Annotated in this window: 10 protein-coding genes; 9 read left to right on the forward strand and 1 reads right to left on the reverse strand. The window is 71.7% G+C overall.

Translation table 11 applies throughout. The features are described 5' to 3' along the window. Positions 1 to 97: 97 nt before the first annotated feature. The 7 genes from ABT023_RS17480 (at position 98) to ABT023_RS17510 (ending at position 9,196) form a co-directional block, all read left to right on the forward strand. Positions 98 to 1,372, forward strand: coding sequence for a sensor histidine kinase (locus tag ABT023_RS17480; RefSeq protein WP_350886541.1), 1,275 nt, complete (start codon positions 98 to 100; stop codon positions 1,370 to 1,372). Then, the gene (locus ABT023_RS17485) at positions 1,369 to 2,025 is read left to right on the forward strand and encodes a response regulator (RefSeq protein WP_350886544.1); all 657 of its coding nucleotides are present in this window, start codon (positions 1,369 to 1,371) and stop codon (positions 2,023 to 2,025) included. Before ABT023_RS17480 ends, ABT023_RS17485 begins: the two co-directional genes overlap by 4 nt. A 161-nt stretch (positions 2,026 to 2,186) precedes the next feature. Further along, on the forward strand, positions 2,187 to 2,576 hold the full coding sequence (locus ABT023_RS17490; protein ID WP_350886547.1) for a hypothetical protein: 390 nt from the start codon (positions 2,187 to 2,189) through the stop codon (positions 2,574 to 2,576). 199 nt (positions 2,577 to 2,775) lie between these two features. Beyond that, positions 2,776 to 3,993: a PP2C family protein-serine/threonine phosphatase gene (locus ABT023_RS17495; protein WP_350886548.1), complete on the forward strand. Its 1,218-nt coding sequence runs from the start codon at positions 2,776 to 2,778 to the stop codon at positions 3,991 to 3,993. 139 nt (positions 3,994 to 4,132) lie between these two features. Then, complete coding sequence (locus ABT023_RS17500; protein WP_350886551.1) at positions 4,133 to 4,552, forward strand: VOC family protein; 420 nt, start codon at positions 4,133 to 4,135, stop codon at positions 4,550 to 4,552. Positions 4,553 to 5,084: 532 nt separating this feature from the next. Next, a complete protein-coding gene (locus ABT023_RS17505) occupies positions 5,085 to 8,135 on the forward strand; it encodes a non-ribosomal peptide synthetase (protein ID WP_350886553.1) in 3,051 nt (1,016 codons plus the stop codon). Between the two features lie 2 nt (positions 8,136 to 8,137). Further along, entirely contained in the window at positions 8,138 to 9,196 is a 1,059-nt protein-coding gene (locus ABT023_RS17510; RefSeq protein WP_502890701.1) for an LLM class flavin-dependent oxidoreductase, read from the forward strand. On the opposite strand, the gene ABT023_RS17515 is transcribed toward ABT023_RS17510, so the two are convergent. Then, the gene (locus ABT023_RS17515) at positions 9,153 to 10,217 is read right to left on the reverse strand and encodes a thioesterase domain-containing protein (RefSeq protein ID WP_350886557.1); all 1,065 of its coding nucleotides are present in this window, start codon (positions 10,215 to 10,217) and stop codon (positions 9,153 to 9,155) included. The two genes, ABT023_RS17510 and ABT023_RS17515, sit on opposite strands and share 44 nt — an antisense overlap. A gap of 119 nt (positions 10,218 to 10,336) precedes the next feature. Between ABT023_RS17515 and ABT023_RS17520 the strand changes: the two genes are divergently transcribed. Together ABT023_RS17520 and ABT023_RS17525 are read left to right on the forward strand one after the other, a co-directional pair. Further along, positions 10,337 to 15,727, forward strand: a complete 5,391-nt coding sequence (locus ABT023_RS17520) for a type I polyketide synthase (RefSeq protein WP_350886560.1) — start codon at positions 10,337 to 10,339, stop codon at positions 15,725 to 15,727. Then, positions 15,714 to 17,897 (forward strand): lantibiotic dehydratase, encoded by a 2,184-nt coding sequence (locus tag ABT023_RS17525; protein WP_350886563.1) that lies wholly within the window; start codon positions 15,714 to 15,716, stop codon positions 17,895 to 17,897. The genes ABT023_RS17520 and ABT023_RS17525 overlap by 14 nt, the downstream gene beginning before the upstream one ends. The last annotated feature ends 133 nt before the right edge of the window (positions 17,898 to 18,030 follow it).

An 18,030-nucleotide genomic window follows, 5' to 3' on the forward strand; every position in this document is an offset into this window, starting at 1 on the left:
CATGGCAGATCACCCCGGTGCTGGCCGAGCGCCCGCCGACACACCCGGCTCGCCAGGGCTGACCCGGCGGTTGGACGAACGACTCACCAGGCTCGGAGTGACCGGACGGTTCGCGCGGGACTGCCTGCTGGCGGCCGGTGTCACCGTGGCGACGTTCGCGATGCTGACGACGTTCCTCCGGTTCGCCGCGCCCGTCGAAGGGCTTTCCGTCGACCCGGCGCGGGCCCGGGTGCTCGTCGCCGCCGCCTGCGTGCAGGCGCTGGTGCTGTGCCTGCGTCGGGTACGTCCGCGGCTCTGCCTCGGGCTGGTCGTCGGCCTGCAGGTCGTCGTCACCGCGGCGGTCCCGTCCGAAGCGACGGTCCGTGGCGTCGCACCGCTCGTCGCTGCCTACACCGTCGGCACCCTGTTCCCCGCCAGGACGGCGCTGCCGCTGGCCGGCGCGGCAGCGGTGGCCGAGGCGTCGGGGGTGATCGCGGTCACCGCCGGGATGGCCCCCGACATCCTCGTCGCGGCGCTCGGCCACCTCGCGTCGGGTGCCCTGTCCTACCTGGGGGCGACCTTCGTCGGCAGCTACGTCGCCACCCACCGGCGCTACCTGGAACTGGTGCGGGTGCGGGCGGACGACGAGCTCCGGGCGCACCGGGACAAGGTGCGGGCGGCGATCGGCGCGGAGCGCGCCCGAATGGCCCGGGAGCTGCACGACGTCGCCGCCCACCACCTGTCCGGCATGGTGGTGCAGGCGGCGGCGGTCGAGCGGCTGATCGACCGCGACCCCGCGGCGGCGAAGGCCGGCGTCGCGTGGATCCGCGGGCAGGGCAAGGAGACCCTCGACAACCTGAGACTCGTCGTGGGTGTGCTGCGGGGGCGGTCGGTGGACAGGGTCGACGGAGCCAGCGCCGGGCACGACGACGACAACAACGCCCCGGTGCCGGGACTGGTCAGCCTCGACGACCTCGTGCGCACCGCACGCGACCTCGGCACCCCCGTCGAGTTCGTCGGGGAGGGACCGCGGCGCGAGGTGTCCCCGATCGCCGACGTCGCGCTGTACCGGATGGTGCAGGAGTGCCTGTCCAACGCCCGGCAGCACGCCCCCGGCGCCCCGGTGCACGTGGAGCTCCGCTTCCTGCCGCGCGAGGTCGCGCTCAGGGTGTCGAACGGACCCCCCACGCGAGCGCCCGAACCCGCGGCACGGACCGGCGGCGGAGTCGGCCTGGTCGGCATGCGGGAACGCGCACAGCTGATCGGTGCGCGGTTCGACGCCGGGCCGACGCCGACCGGCGGGTGGTCTGTCACAGTGGCGTTGCCGACGGGACGCGACGACGCGCCAGCCGGCTCGACGGCCACGGCCACGAAGGGAGAGGACCCGGCATGATCACGGTGATGCTCGTCGACGACCAGGCGGTCGTGCGGGCCGGTTTCCGCGTCATCCTGGAGCAGGCGGGGGACATCGAGGTCGTGGCGGAGGCGTCCAACGGATCCTCGGCCGTCGAGCTGGCCCGCCGGCTGCACCCGAACGTCATCTGCATGGACGTCCGGATGCCCGGCGGCGACGGGCTCACCGCGACCCGCCAGATCGTCGCCGACGTCACCGGGGCGCCGCCGGCCGTGCTCGTGGTGACCACCTTCGACCTCGACGAGTACGTCTTCGGCGCGCTCGAGTCCGGGGCGAGCGGATTCATCCTCAAGGACTGCGAGCCCGACGACCTCATCGACGCGGTCCGCCGCCTCGCCGGCGGGTACGGGCTCGTCGACCAGGCCGTCACCCATCGGGTGATCTCGGAGTTCGCGCGGCGCAGGCCGACGCCACCGTCCGACGCCGCAGCGGCCCACCAGCTCACCGCGCGGGAGAAGGAGATCGTGGGGCTGCTCGCCCAGGGCCTGTCGAACGTCGAGATCGCCGGTGAGCTGTTCATCGAGACCAGCACGGTCAAGTCCCATCTCGGGCGGGCCATGGCCAAGATCGGCGTACGCGACCGGTTGCAGACCGTGGTCTGGGCGTACCAGAACGGTCTGGTCCCGCGCTGACCGGGCACCCTCGCGGACGTCTCCGCGCCGCACGCTCGAATGTCCCCTCGCCGCCGCGACGGTCAGTACTTTTGTCATGGGAGATTCATATTTGTGGATGTATTCGTTAGGCTGGTCCGGCCTGTCCCGCCAGTCTCGCGAATCTCGAGGGGATGATGACCATGATCGAACGGGCATGTCGTGGGGTGCTGACCGTCGCCGTGCTCACCACGGCCGGGCTGGCCGTCGCCGCGCCGGCGCGGGCGGCCCAGGCCGACATCACCGTCACCTCGGCCAGTGCGGTGACCGTCGACCAGCTCCAGGTCAACGGCACGGTGACCTGCACCGGATCGACCGGTGCCGCGCATATCAGCGTGTCGGCGACGCAGGTCATGCCGTTCTCGTTCGGGATGGCGTCCATGGACGTGCCCTGCGCGAGCGGTCCGGTTGCCTGGGAGATCTTGATCTTCAGCGGATTCGGGTGGCAGTCCTTCCACCAGGTCATCGTGAACGCGCAGATGACCGACGACGCCCAGGGCGCGGACAGCACCTCCAGCAACTGGTGGGCGTAGGCCGCCGCGCAGAAGACGTCGGCGGCGGCCCGGCCGCCTCGGCCTGACACACTGCCGCCGGCTCGGCTCGGCCGGCCGGGCCCTCTGAGGTCACGCCGATCCACCTTGTGTCGACTGGCGGGCGGTGGCCAACGGCCTGGTCCGTACCCGGGTCGTTCCCGGCGATTCTTCCGGCCAGGGGAGGGCTACGCTTCCGGTGATGGCGCGGGGCGGTGGGAGCGACGAGCGGCTGCGTCGGATCGAGGCGGTCGCCGACGCCGCGCTGTCCCAGCTCGGCGTCACCGACTTCCTCGACGAGCTCCTTGACCGCCTCCGAGAGGTGCTCAGGGTTGACACCGCCGCCATCCTGCTGCTGGACGCGCACGCCCAGCAGCTTGTGGTCACCGCGGCGAAAGGGCTGGAGGAGGAGGTCCGCAGGGGCGTCCGGATCTCCGTCGGCAGTGGATTCGCCGGCCGGATCGCTCGGGACCGGCAACCCGTCATGTTGGACGATGTAACCGCCGCCGACGTGGTCAGCCCGATCCTCTTCGGCACGGGGGTCCGCTCGCTGCTGGGTGTGCCCATGTTCACCGGCGGCGAGGTGATCGGCGTATTGCACGTCGGCTGTCTCAAGCCGCATCGATTTACCGATGACGATGTGAAGCTGCTTCAGTTGGCCGGTGAGAGGGCGAGCCTCGCCAGCCAGGCCAGGGCCGGCAGCATCGACCGCGCCGCTGCCCTCGCCCTGCAACGCAGCCTGCTGCCCACCCACCTGCCCGACGAGCCCGGCGTCGACATGGCCGCCCGCTACGTCCCCGGCCACGACGCCGGCGTCGGCGGTGACTGGTACGACGTGTTCGCGCTGCCCTCCGGCTGGCTGGGGGTCGTCATCGGCGACGTTTCCGGACACGGGCTGCGCTCCGCAGTGGTGATGGGACGGCTGCGCAGTGCGCTGCGCGCCTACGCCCTGGTCTGCGACGACCCGGCCAGCGCGTTGACCCTGCTCGACCGAAAGGTCCACCATTTCGAGACCGGGAGCCTCGCCACGGTCCTGTACGCCATGATCTCCCCGGACCGCACCACCATCCAACTGTCCCTCGCCGGGCACCTGCAACCCATCCTGGCCGCGCCGGGCCGGCCGGCCATCGCGCTGAACAATCCGGTCGATCTTCCGTTGGGTACGGGCCCGCGTCAGCCGGCCCGCCGGTACACCGAGGTCGTGTTCCCGCCCGAGGCGGCCCTCATCTGCTACACCGACGGGCTCGTCGAACGCCGCGGCGAAGTCATCGACATCGGCATCCGACGGCTCTGCTCAGCCATCGAGCCAGGTCCCGCCGAATCGGTCTGCGCCCGCATCATGACCACCCTCGCCGCCGAGCAGGCCACCGACGACATCGCCCTGCTCGCCATCCACTCGACCCGCCGGGATCAACCCTGACCTGCAAACCGGGCGCTGGCACCGACGGCGGCGATCGGGTGACGTGATCAGGCTGGCCGGCGTGTGCGTCGCTCCGGCCCGCGCCGTAGCATCCGCCTTACTGTTCAGCGGGGGCCGACGGTTGCGAAAGGCGTGAGACGTGGCGGTAGCAGGGTTTTCAGGGATCCACCACATCGCGCTGAACGTGCGCGACCTCGATGCCTCGGTACGCTGGTACAGCGACGTCCTGGACTTCGCACCGCTGTTCCGGTGGGACACCGACAGCTTCGACCGGCAGTTGATGCGCCACCCGAGCGGGGTCGTCATCGGGTTGACGACGCACAGGCACGCGGATGCCGGCGCGGAGTTCAGTGAACGTCGGACGGGACTCGACCACCTGGCGTTCGCGGTGCGGACGCGGGCCGAGCTGGAGGCGTGGGCCGCCCGGCTGACCGATGCCGGCGTCGCGCACTCCGGGATCACGGTTACGCCACCGATGGGCTTCACGCTGATCGCGTTCCGGGACCCGGACAACATCCAGCTCGAGATGTACCTCGCGGAGAACGCACCGGACCGCTGAGCGGCGGCCTCCGTCGCGCCGGCGCTCGACGGCCGACCGCGTTCGGCCTGACGACGGAGTGCCGACAATCTGACGTTGAGTGACCCTGGTAGTCCGCGGGCCCCGTGTTGCCCGAGTCTGTGTCGGTTCTGCCAACCGTTCGACATCGCTGCCGCGGCGGAGGCCCGGGGCCGGGGTTCGGGGCCGGCGGTGCGGTGTGACGGTCGGGGCCGTATCCGCGTGCGGCACGCGCTTGATGCCACGTGACGTGCGCCGTAGCCTGTCGAGGATCATTCGTCGCGGGCGGCTCGGAGTCGCGCCTCAGGGGGTTCGTGTGCCGGAAGCCGCAATGCTTCACCTGGTCCGGGCGGCGGCCTCCGACGGTGTGCGGGCGCGCCTCGACACCACCTGCGATCCGGACAGGCGGGTCACTGACTGTCACCGGCAGAGGTCGCTCGCGTCCTCGCTGGAGGGTCGCCCCGCCCGCGCTCGGCGAACCGCATCAGACGACTGCCATGACGTCCTCGACGTCGATCGGGTGAGGTGAACCGTGTTGTCCGCGAAGGAAAACGCGCTGTGGATGCTGGAGCGGTTGCTGCCGGAGACCGGCGTGAACAACGTGCCGCTGGCGCTGGTGACGACGGAACGGTTGGACACCGCGGCGGTACAGGCGACGTTGGACTGGTTGGCGCGGCGGCATCGGGCGCTGCGGACCCGGTTCGTCGAGGTCGACGGGCTACCGACGCGGGTGGTGGCGGAGTCCGCGACGGTGCCGCTCGAGGTGGTGCAGGCAGCGTCCGAGGAAGCTGGTCGGGTGTGCCGGGCCGTCACGGGGCGGCCGTTCGACCTCGCCGGTGACATCCCGGTCCGCGCGGTCCTGGTGCGAAGCCCGGACCGGCAGTTCATCTGCCTGTGCCTGCACCATCTCGCGGTGGACGCGGTGTCGGGCGCGGTGCTGATCGAGGAGTTCGCGGCGCTGTATCCGGCGATGCTCGCCGACGGACGGCCGCCGGCGGCGCTCGCCGGACCCGGACCGGTCCAGGATCTCGCCGAGCCGACGGCGGAGGCGCTCGCCTTCTGGCAGCGGCACCTCGCGGACCTGCCGGGCGTTCCGGCGGCGTTGGAGTTCGGGCGGCCGGACCCGGCGGCGCCGACGTTCGCCGGCGGCACCGTCACCCGGCGACTGTCCGCGGCGGCGCTCGCCGGCATGCGAGACCTGCGTCGGGCGTGCCGCGCGACCGACAACATCGTGCTGTTGGCGCTGTATTACGTGCTGCTGATGCGGCATGGCGCGGGCCAGGACGTGGTGGTGGGGGTCCCGGTCGATCTGCGGGACGGCGCGGCCCGCCGGGCGGTCGGCTATCACATGAACACGCTGCCGCTGCGGCTGGACGTGGCACCGGAACGCACGTTCCACGAGTTGGTGCGGGAGGTCCGTCGGTTGTTCGTCACCGCGATGGACCACGCCGATGTCTCCTACGAGGGGTTGGAGACGTCGCACACGCGCAACGACGCGGCGTGGTGGGTGCCGCCGTTCCGCCACATGTTCAACTACCGGCCGCCCCCGGAGCCGATGACCGGTGGCCGGGACGAACTGGCGGCGGAGGTGTGGGAGATCGACAGCGGGCACAGCAGGGTCGACCTCGAACTGGTGGTGATGCGCGAGGGCGACGGCGTCACGCTGAAGGCGGTCTACGGTTCGGACGTCCACGACGCGGACGACATCGCCGCGCTCCTGGCGCGGTACGAGGCGGTGCTGGAGAGCCTGCCGGCTCAGGTCGACCGGCCGATCGGTGGGCTCGACGTCTGGAGTGCCGCGGATCGGGCCGTGGTCGACGACGCCAACGCGACGACGGTCGACGGCCCTCCGCGAACGGTGGCGGAGGAAATCGCCGCGCAGGCGGCGGCCCAGCCGGAAGCGGCGGCGATCATCGGTCGCGACGGCGTGACGTGGACGTACCGGGACGTGGTGGCGCGGGCGGCCGGTGTCGCCGCGCTGCTGGCGCGGGCCGGGGTGGGAAGGGGCGCGATCGTCGGCCTCTACGCCGAACGGGGCTTCCCGTGTGCGGTGGCCGCCTTGGGCATCTGGCAGGTGGGGGCGGCGTACCTGCCGCTCGATCCGGACCAGCCGGCCGCGCGACTCGCGTACGAGCTCACGGACGCCGAGGTCACCGTGCTGCTGGCGGACCGGGAGCCACCGCCGGGCGTGGTCCCCGCCGGCTGCCGGGTGATCGAGCTCGGCGCGGTGGATCCGGATGAGCGCGGCTGGCAGGCGCCGGCACCGACCGATCCGGCGTACGTCATCTACACCTCCGGCTCGACCGGGTTGCCGAAGGGCGTCGTGATCAGCCACGCCAACCTGGCGAACGTGGTGCGGCACTTCATCGCTGACATCGGCGTGACGAGCCGGGACGCCCTGCTGTGGCTGACGACCTACGCGTTCGACATCTCCGCCCTCGAGGTGTTCCTGCCGCTGGTCGCCGGCGCCCGGGTGGTCGTCGCCGACGACGCCGCCCGCAGCGACGGCGCGGTCCTGCTCGACCTGGTGCAGCGCTACGACGTGTCGGTGCTGCAGGCGACGCCGACGACCTGGCGGCTGGTGGTCCAGGACGCGAAGGGCCGGCTGCGGGGGCGGCGGGTCCTTTGCGGTGGTGAGCCGCTGCCGGCGCATCTGGCACGGGCGCTGCTCGCGACCGGCTGCACGCTGTGGAACGTGTACGGGCCGACCGAGACGACGATCTGGTCCACCAGCGCGCTGGTCACCGACGTCGACGGGGGCGTGGCGGTGGGACGGCCGATCGCGAACACCACCGTGGTGGTCGTCGACGGGGACGGCCGGCCGCAGCCGCCCGGAATGCCGGGCGAGGTGTGCATCGGCGGCGACGGCGTCGCCATCGGCTACCTGCGTCGTCCCGAGTTGACGGCGCAGCGGTTCGGTGAGCTCGGTGCGGGCCGGTTCTACCGCACCGGCGATGTGGGCCGCTGGCGTCACGACGGCACGCTCGAACTGCGCGGACGCACCGACCGTCAGGTCAAGCTGCGGGGCCACCGGATCGAGCTCGGTGAGGTGGAGGCGGTGCTGGAGCAGCATCCGCGGGTGAGCGCCGCCGCGGTGGTGCTGGCCGGCGATCCGAGCGCCGACGGCGCTCTGATGGCCTTCGTGCGCGGTGCCGACGCGGACATCGCCGACGACGTGTGGCGTTTCGCGAAGGACCAGCTCGCGTCGTACGCGGTCCCCACCGACGTGGCGGTGCTGGAAGCGATGCCGACGACCGGCAACGACAAGGTGGACTATCCGACGCTGACCGCGATGGCCGAACAGCGGGCGGCGGCCCGGAGGGCCGATCCGGCGGAGGGCGCTCCGGTGGTCGACGGCCTGGTCGGTGAGTTCGTGGCGTTGTGGCGGAGCATTCTCAGGGCACCGCAGCTGCACGAGCAGTCGAATTTCTTCCGCAGCGGCGGTCATTCGCTGCTCGCCGCGAAACTGGCGCAACAGGTCACCAGGTCGACCGGGGTGAATGTGCCGTTGGCCGCGATCTTCTCGGCACCGACACCGCAGGCGCTGGCCGGGTTCGTGCTGAACCAGCAATCGGATGGGGCGTGACGATGAGGCTCGGACTCAGTCTCGGTATGTTGCACGACCGGACCAGTCTCGATGATCTGTTGGCGTTGGCGCAGGTGGCGGACAGGTCGGGGTACGACGCGCTGTGGGTCGCCGAGGCGTACAGCAGCGACGTGCCGACGTTGCTGGGCTGGCTGGCTCCGCAGACCGAGCGGATCGACCTGGGCGCCGCGGTCATGCAGATTCCGGCGCGGGCACCGACGATGACGGCGATGACCGCGGCGACGCTCGACCTGGCCAGCGGCGGCCGGTTCCGGCTGGGGCTGGGGATTTCCGGCCCGGTGGTGTCGGAGGGCTGGTACGGGGTGCCCTTCGGACAGCCGTTGACCCGTACCCGGGAGTACGTGGCCGTGGTCCGTGCGGCACTCACCCGCCGGCCGGTCCGGTTCGCCGGGCGGCACACGACGTTGCCGCTGCCCGGGGCGCCGGGCGAGCCGCAGCGGCTGACGATGCGCCCGTTGCGGGGCGACCTGCCGATCTATCTGGCGGCGTTGGGGCCGAAGAATCTCGAACTGGCCGGGGAGATCGCCGACGGATCACTGTCGCTCTTCCTGCCGCCGGAGGGCGTCGCGGAGACCCTCGCGCATATCGCGACGGGCCGGGACCGGGCGTCGGGCGGCAAGTCCGAGTTCGATCTGGTCGCCACTTTGCCAATGGCGATCGGTGATGATCTGGAGGCGTGCGCGAATAGGGTGAGGCCGTACGCCGCCCAATTCCTGGGCGTGGGTGGCACGGCCCGGAACTTCTACGTCGAACAGGCCGAGAGACTCGGTTACGGCGACGCGGCGCACAGGGTGCGGAAACTGTTCCAGGAAGGCGACCCGGACGCGCTCGCGGCGGTACCGTTCGAATTCCTCGACCGTACGTGCCTAATCGGCCCCGCCGAGCGGATCGAGGCCAAGGTGCGGTCGTACGCCGAAGCCGGTCTCGGCACGTTGTCGGTCGCGCCACGCGGTGCCACGATAAACGAGCGAATCGCCGGACTGCGGGAGATGGCGGCTATCTGGCGGCGTTGTGGTTTTCCGCTGCGGCGTACCGGATGAGCCAGTCACGGAATTCGGGGGTCGCGAATATCTCCGTGTGCGAGGAGCTGTACCGGATGTCGACGCCGCCGCTGAACATGGTGGTGAGGTGCGCCATCACCTTGTCCTTGCTCTCGGCGATCGAGGTCAGGTAGGAGTCGGTGAACCAGGCGGTCGCCGTGGTGGCGACCGGGGCCAGCGTGTCGCCGCCGGTGAGGCCGATCAGGTCGGCGACGACCCCGAGCCCGCGGTAGAGGACGCGTTCCACCGGGTCCTGGTGGGGGCGGGGATCGTCCATGCGGTCCAGCACCTGGGCGAGCGGTGTCTCGGCCGCGGGTTTGCGCAGCAGGCGCGCGGCCGGTTCGGGACGGCGCTTGAGCTGGTGCAGCCGGAACATGACGGCGTCGCGTCTCGACGCGGCCAGGTGCCGCAGGTCCGGGTCGATGAAGAACATCCGTTCTACCGTCTCCCCCTGGCCTTCCAGCAGGTTCGCCACCGCGACGGCGATGACGGCGCCGGCGCAGTACCCGGCGAGCCGGTAGGGACCCGCCGGCTGGACGGCACGGATCTGGTCGCTGTACCGGACGGCGAGTTCCTCGATCGACGCGGGCGTGGGCTCGTCGTACCACCCGGGGGCGCGCAGACCGATCAGGGGGGTCGGCAATCCGATCCCGTCGAGGTGCTTGAGGAACCAGCTCACCTCGCCGTCGGCGCCGTGCACCAACCACGTCGCGGTGCCGCTTCCACCGGCGAGGCGCAATTGTGGGCCGGGCCGATTGATCGGCTGGTCGGCGATGAACTGGCCGAGCTGTGCCGGAGTCAGCACGCTGAGTGCCGCCGGGTCGACGCGAAGGTGGAAAATCTCGAACAGGTCGCGCCGGATGCGTTCCCATTCCCCGTCGATGATGCCCAACTCACCGAGAGTGACGTGTGTCGGCGGCAGCTGTAACAATCCCATCGCCTCGGCGATGACCATTTGGCTGCCGACTGTCGCGTAATCGGCAAATTCGCTACTCAAGCGGCTCAGGGAGTCTTGTGGCACGCGTCAGTGTAGCTGGGAACCGATGGGGGAGGCGTGGCGCAGTGGCCGTTGACAGGCCCTGGACGCGCGGCTATCGTCCCGGAGGCTGGTTGGCCCAAAAGTAATGTAAGGGAGTGTTGGTGACAGACACTCACGGCGCATCCGACAACGCCATAGCTATTGTCGGAGTGGCGGCACGGTTACCGGGCGCACGCAATGTCCGTGAGTTTTGGCGCAACCTCCAAGCCGGTGTGGAGTCTGTCGAGCGACTCGACCCAGAGGTGGCGCGCGCACGGCAACTGCCGCCCGAAGCCGCGGACGCGCCGGGTTTCCAACCGGTGACAAGCACCGCCGCCGATCTCGACCTGTTCGATCCTGAGTTCTTCGGATTCACGCAACGTGAGGCCGAGCTTTGCGATCCGCAGTTCCGGCTGTTCCTCGAGCTTTCCTACACCGCGCTCACCGACGCCGGCTACGACCCGCGCGGGATCGGGCAGCGGGTGGGCGTCTTCGGGGGCGCGACCACGAACCGGTACCGGACCGACTACATCGAACGTAATCGCGCCGTCAGTCGCGCCGCCGGCCTGACCAGCATGAGCACCGGCAACAACCCGGACTACATCGCCCCGCTGGTGTCGTACCGCCTCGGGTTCATGGGGCCGAGCGTGTCCGTCTACACCGCGTGCTCGACGTCCCTGGTCGCGGTGCACCAGGCGATGCAGGCGCTGCGCCGCGGCGAGTGCGATGTCGCTGTCGCCGGGGGTGTGCAGGTCGACCTGCCGCTGGGCGGCGGCTACCCGTACCTGGAGGGTGGGATCCTGTCGAGGGACGGGCACGTCCGTCCGTTCGCGGCCGACGCCACCGGCACGATCTTCGCCGACGGCGGCGCGCTGGTGGTGCTCAAGCCGTTGGCCGCGGCAACGGCGGCCGGCGACCAGGTGTACGCGGTGATCAAGGGCTCCGCGGTCAACAACGACGGCAACCGGCGGGCCGGGTTCACCGCGCCCGGCGTGGACGGCCAGCTGGAGCTGGTCCGGGCGGCGTTGGACGACGCCCAGGTGCATCCCGAGGCGATCGGGATGGTCGAGGCGCACGGCACCGGCACGGTCGTCGGCGACCCGATCGAGGTGGCGGCGCTGAGCGCCGCATACCGGGAGCGCACCGAACGCCGCCAGTACTGCTGGCTCGGTTCGGCGAAGGGCAACCTCGGACACCTCGGCCCGGCGGCCGGCACGGTCGGCCTGCTCAAGGCGATCCTCGCGGTCCGCGACGGCGTCATCACCCCGACCATCAACTGCGTCGAGCCGAACCCGGCGATGGACCTCGCGAACTCCCCGTTCCGGCTGGCCAGGGAGGTCCGGCACTGGTCCAATCCCGAGTGGCGCGACCCGGACGCGCCGCGGATCGCCGCGGTGAGTTCGTTCGGCATCGGCGGCACCAACGCCCACGTCATCGTCGAGCAGCCACCGGCGCCGCCGGAGCCACCGGCCCGGACGACGGGGGCACCGCAGCTGTGGCCGGTGTCCGCCCGTTCCGCCGACGCCCTCGCCGCCAGTTGCGCGGCGCTGGCCGAGCACCTCGGCGACGCCGGGCACGACCCGGCCGACGTGGCGTTCACGTTGCAGGAAGGGCGAGCCGCGTTCGCGCACCGCAGGCTGGTGGTGGCCGGCGACCCGCAGGCGGCGGTCGCGGAGCTGGCCGGCGAGCCGACGGTACGCACCGTCGCAGGGGTCGCGGGGTCGCCGCAGGTGACGTTCCTGTTCCCTGGCCAGGGCGCGCAGTTCCCGGGCTCCGGGCGCGAGTTGTACCGGACCTGGCCGGTCTACCGGGACGCCGTCGACACCTGCGCCGACCAGTTGACGCCGCTGCTCGGGTTCGATCTGCGGGAGCTGCTGAACGCCGAGGTCACCGACGAGCAGGCCGCGGCGAAGCTCAACGAGACCGCCGTGACCCAGCCCGCGTTGTTCACCGTGGAATGGGCCATGGCGCAGCTCCTGCGCTCGTTCGGCATCGAACCGGTGGCGCTGCTGGGCCACAGCATCGGGGAGATCGTGGCGGCGACGGTCGCCGGCGTGTTCGCGCTGCCGGACGCGTTGCGGCTGGTCGCGCGGCGGGGACAGCTGATGCAGGCGCTGCCGCCGGGCGGCATGCTGTCGCTGTCGCTGGGCGCGGAAGCGGTACGGGCGATGCTGCCGAGCGAGCTGGACATCGCCGCGAGCAACTCGCCGTCGTCGTGCGTCGTGTCCGGTGAGCTGGCCGCGGTCGAGCAGTTCGCGCAGGAACTGGCCGACATCGGGCTGTCCGGCTCCCTGCTGCGCACGTCGCACGCGTTCCACTCGCGGATGATGGCGCCGATCTGCGACGACCTGGCGGCGCTGGTGGACAGCTTCCCCCGGCAGGCGCCACGGCTGCGGTACCTGTCGAACGTCACGGGCGACTGGATCACCGACGAGCAGGCGACGAGCGCCGCGTACTGGGCGACGCACGTACGGCAGGAAGTGCGGCTGGAGGACTGCCTGGCGCGGCTCGACGAGCTGGCCGACGCGGTGCACGTCCAGGCCGGGCCGGGGCAGTCGATGTGCGTCTTCGCCCGCCAGTACGCCGCCAGCCAGGGCCGGTCGACGAGCGCGCTGACCACGATGGCGCTGCCGAACGACACGACCGCCACCGACGTGACGGTGCTGGCGACGACGGTGGGCCGGCTGTGGGTGTCCGGCGTCGACCTGGACTTCTCGGCGGTGCGGACGACCGACGGCGGCCGGCGGGTGAGCCTGCCCGGTTACCCCTACGAGCGGCGGCGCTGCTGGGTGGACCCGGATCCGGTGCGCCCGGGCGTGGTCGAGGACGACGTCGAGGTGCCCAACGACCCGTTGCTCACGCCGTTGTACCTGCCGGCGTGGCGGTCGCAGCCGGTGCCGCGCCGGGGCGGGAGCCTGCTCGGCGAGACGTGGCTGGTCCTCGCGGGCGACGACCCGGTAAGCGCGGAGATCATCGCGGAGGCCCGGCGGCGGGACGTGTTCGTGCTGCCCGCGTACGCCGGCCCGGGGTTCGTGTCGACGCCGGACGGCTACGAGTTCGACCCGGACGACAGTCACGACGTGGAACTGCTGGTGGAGGCGGTGTACCAGGCGGGTCTGCTGCCGGACCGCATCGTCTACGCGGTGTTCGACGGCGGCCCGGCCGTCGACCCGGAACTGGTCGCGATGCGGGGCTACCACCGGATGGCGGCGCTGGCCAAGGCGATGCTGCGGACCTTCCGGGCCGAGGTGGAGCTGGTGGCGGTCACCGACCGGGTGTGGTCGGTCAACGGCGAGCCGGCGCGGCCCGAGGGCGCCACCGTCGCCGGTCCGTTGCGGACCCTGCCGCGTGAGCTGAGCACGGTACGGGTGCGGCAGGTCGACGCGGCGCTGACCGCCGCGGCGGTAGCGGTGGCCGTGGTCGGCGAGATCGGCGCCGGCGGCGACGCGGAACTGGTGGCGCTGCGCGGACATCGGCGCTGGGTGCACCACCACGCGTCGATCCCGAACGAGCCGGTGAGCGTGCCGCGGCCGGTCGACGGCAGCGGCGTCCTGCTCATCACCGGTGGGCTCGGCGGCCTCGGCCTGGCGATCGCGCAGGACCTGGCGGAGCGGCAACCGACGGACTTGGTGCTGGTGAGCCGGGGTGGACTGCCGGACCGGGAGCGCTGGGACGACCCGGGTACGCCGCACGGCGTGCGGGACCAGATCGCGGCGGTCAGGCGGATCGAGGCGAGCGGCGCCCGGGTACTGGTGCTGCGCGCCGACGTCACCGACGCCGACGCGATGGCGTCGGTGGTGCGGCGCAGCCAGGCCGAGCTGGGCCCGATCACCGGGATCATCCACGCTGCCGGGATCGCCGGGGGACAACTGCTGGCACTGCACGACGCGGAGACGGCCGACCGGGTGCTGGCGCCGAAGGTGCGTGGCACGCTCGTGCTCGACGCGCTCGTGCGGGCCGGTCAGCTGCCCGAGCTGGACTTCATCGCGCTCTTCTCGTCGATCGTCGCCGTCTCGGCCGACTACGGGCACAGCGACTACGCGGCGGCGAACACGTTCCTCGACGCGTACGCCACGTCCCACGCGGACGGCTCGCCGTACGTGGTGGCGATCAACTGGTGGGGCTGGCAGGAGGTCGGCATGGTGTCGACCGACCGCGCCGGGGAGGGGTTCCGCACCCTGCGACGGCTGCGGGGCGGCTCGGCGGTGACGGCGCTGGACCACCCGTTGGTGCACCGCGCGTCGCGCGACGGGGACGGCTGGACCTTCGAGGTCGACCTGGACGTGGACAGCCACTGGGTGTTGACCGACCACCGGATCGGCGGCGTCGGTGTGCTGCCCGGCACGAGCCTGCTGGAAATGGTCCACGCGGCTGCCCGGCACGTGTGGGGTGAGGTGCCGGTACGGCTGGAGGACGTCGTCTTCATCGACCCGGTCCGTGTCACGGCGGCGGCGACCGGAACGATCACGCTGTCGCCGGCGCACGCGGGCGGATTCGAGTTCGCGATCAGCTTCGCCCTCGCGGGCCAGTCGGCCACGGTGCACTGTCGCGGCAAGGTCCGTGCCGTACCGGACGGCACCGCCGAGCGGATCGACATCGCGGAGTTCCGGGAGGAACTGGTCGAGGAGGACGCGACCCAGCCGTACTCGGGGCTCGTCGCGTTCGGGCAGCGGTTCCAGGCGGTCAGCCGGTACTGGGCGAAGGACAACCGGGGCCTGGTCGAGTTGGAGCTGCCGGCGGTGGGGCGCGACGACGCGGACCGGTACGCGCTGCATCCGGCGTTGCTGGACCGGGCGGTCTACGGGTTGTCCGGCGTCGAGGGTCGCCGCTACCTGCCGTTCCTGTACCGGTCGGTGGAGGTGTACCGCCGCATCCCGGAACGGTGCTGGGTGGTGCAGACCTATCACAGCGACCCGACGCGACCGGAGTTCATGGAGATCGACGAGGCCATCGTCGACGCCGACGGCGCGGTCTGCGTGGTCGTGAAGGGGTACTCGCTGCGCAGCGTGGACGAGGCGGCGGTCGCGGTTGCGGCGCCGGGGGTCGAGCAGGCCGCTCGCGGTGCCGGAATGCTGACCAACGCCGAGGGCGGCGAACTGTTCCGGCGGATCATGCGGCTGCGACCGGGGCCGCAGGTCATCACGTCGATCGGATCGCTGCCGGAGCGGTTGGCGATCGCCCGTACGTTCAACCAGCAGGCGGTCGAGGCGGCGGAGACGGTCGCCGAGCCGGTACGCACGATCGGTACGACGTTCGTGGCGCCGCAGACCCCGGTGCAGCGGGAGCTGGCGCGGCTGTGGTGTGAGTCGCTCGGGCTGACCCAGGTCGGTATCGACGACGACTTCTTCCTGCTCGGCGGCTCGTCGCTGACGGTGGTGCAGCTGGCGTCGCGGATCCGGGAACGGCTGACGGTGGAGCTTTCCGCCGCGGACATGTTCGAGTACCCGACCATTCGCAAACTGGCGGGCCTGCTGGATTCGGATTCCGACCGGACCGCCAATGCCATCGGCTGAGTACGAGTTCGGCCACGGACAACGGTGGCGGGTGTGGCCGACCCTCGTGGCGCGGACCGCCGGAATGCCGTTCGACTGGCTGGAGATCGAGGCGACCGGCGATTTCGACGTCGACGAGAAGTCGGCCCGTCAGGCGCTGGCGGCCGTCGACGAGCAGCCACGGCTGCGGGAGGCGCTGCTGTGGCAGAATCCCGCGGTCTACCGTCGCCGGTACCGTGCCCGCGAGAAGGCGGGAAAGCCGAGCGAGCAACGCAAACGGGACCGGGCACTGTGGGCGTACGCCTCCCGGTACTGCGCCAAGAACGACATGATCGGCTTCTTCGGCCCGGTCGTCTGGGGGCGGTGGACCGACGGGCCCACCGACGTCAGCGAAGCGGGCCGGCCGCCACGGCAACGTGGCACGTTCTTCGAGTCGTGGGCGATCCGCGCCGTCACCGACGCCCTGCACGAACGGCACGACCTGAGCCGCTGGACCGTACCGCGACGTGCGCCGGTGACCCACCTGGAAGGCGAGACGCTGTTGCTCGCCGACGGCACCGAACTGCGGCTGTCGGCGCTGCGCAGCCGGGTGCTGCACCTGTGCGACGGCCGTCGGACCGTCGACGACGTCGTGGCGGAGGTCGCCGACGCCGACCGCGACACGGTGCTCGCCGAGATCGACCGGCTGCGGACGATGCGGCTGTTGACCAGCGGGTTCGCGGTGATCCGAGGCGTGCGACCGGAGCGTGCGCTGCGGGGCCAGTTGCTGCGGGTGACCGACCCGGCCCGACGCGCGGCGGCGCTGACCGACCTCGACCGGGTCGTCGAGGCGCGGGACCGGGTGGCCGCGGTACGCGAGGACCCGCCCGCGCTCGACGCCGCACTGACCGACCTCGACGCCCGGGTCGTCGAGTTGACCAGCGGCAACGCGTACCACCGGGCCGGCGACTTCTATGCCGGGCGCACCGTGCTGTTCCAGGACTGCCTGGGCGACCTCGACGTCTCGCTGAGCACCCGGCTGCTCGACGACGTCGGACCGGCGCTGGACCTCGTGCTCGCCGGGGCCGCGTGGTACTGCCGCCGCACCGCCGCCGAGTACGAGGCGTGGCTCACGCCGCAGGTGGACCCGGTGGCGGGGGTGCCGCTGCTCAACGTCATGGACATGGTCGGCAGGTCGGCCACGTACGGCGACTCGTCGCCGCCCGCGGAGGCCGCCGCCGCGGAGCTGCGGCGCCGCTGGGAGAGCCTGCTGGTGCCCGATCCCGACGCCAGGGCGGTGCAGCTGACCAGCGAGGGCCTGCGGGCCGGGGTCGAGGCGGCGTTCCCGGCCGGCCCGCCGCTGTGGGCGCAGGCCCGCTGGCACAGCCCCGACCTGATGTTCGCGGCCACCGACCTGGAACAGGTGCGCGCCGGCCGGGCGTTGACCGTGCTGGGCGAGGTGCATCCGGCCATGCAGACCATGGACGTGCTGTCGGCGTACGAGTTCCATCCGGATCGCCCGGCGTTGTACGCGCTGATCGACGAGGCGATGGGCGACGACCGGGTCATGCCGCTCTACCAGCTCGGCTCGGGCGTGCTCAACTCCCGCACGGTGCCGCCGGACACGTACCTGTCGGCGAGGTACCGCTACCTCGGACTCACCGCGGAGGCGCCGTACGGGCCGGCCGACAGGCTGCTGCCCGCCTCCCGGCTACGGCTGCGCCGCGGCGACGCGGGACTCGTGGTGACCGACGTGCGGGGCGACTTCGAGGCACCGGCGGTGCAGGTGCTGGGCGACTTCCTGTCGCACGCGGCGGCGCAGCGGTTCGGAATGTTGCCGACCCGCCCCCACCAGCCGCGGGTCACGGTCGACAACCTGGTCGTGGCGCGGGAGTCGTGGACGGTTCCGGCGGGACGCCTGGACGGTGCGGCCCGGGTGTCGCATGCCGCGGCCGGTCGGCTGCGCGACGAGCTGGGCCTGCCCCGGCACGTCTTCGCCACCATCGCCGGGGAACGCAAGCCGTTCCATGTCGACCTGTCGAACCCGATGTCACTGGCGGTGCTCAACCACCGACTGCGACGGCGGGGAAACGCCCAGCTCCGGTTCAGCGAGATGCTGCCAGGGCCGGAGCAGCTGTGGCTCAAGGACGCCCACGGCCGGCGGTACACCGGGGAGTTCAGGTTCGTCTGCGTGGATCGGCTCGGCCGATGAGCGTGCACCTGACGACGCCGGCCGCCCGCCGCGGCCCGCCCGGCCGCGCGGCACCGTGCCGCGACCGGGGCTCGGTTCTTCGCCGTCGACACCGAACGGTCGGTGGCGGCGACGCTGTTTGGTCAGATCATCG

It is taken from the genome of Micromonospora sp. NPDC002296, from assembly GCF_040296145.1.
GTDB lineage: Bacteria > Actinomycetota > Actinomycetes > Mycobacteriales > Micromonosporaceae > Micromonospora.

Coding starts and splice junctions, on each gene's coding strand:
- ABT023_RS17485 (WP_350886544.1), top strand. CDS start 1,369: ATGATCACGGTGATGCTCGTCGACGACCAGGCGGTCGTGCGGGCCGGT.
- ABT023_RS17490 (WP_350886547.1), top strand. CDS start 2,187: ATGATCGAACGGGCATGTCGTGGGGTGCTGACCGTCGCCGTGCTCACC.
- ABT023_RS17495 (WP_350886548.1), top strand. CDS start 2,776: ATGGCGCGGGGCGGTGGGAGCGACGAGCGGCTGCGTCGGATCGAGGCG.
- ABT023_RS17510 (WP_502890701.1), top strand. CDS start 8,138: ATGAGGCTCGGACTCAGTCTCGGTATGTTGCACGACCGGACCAGTCTC.
- ABT023_RS17525 (WP_350886563.1), top strand. CDS start 15,714: ATGCCATCGGCTGAGTACGAGTTCGGCCACGGACAACGGTGGCGGGTG.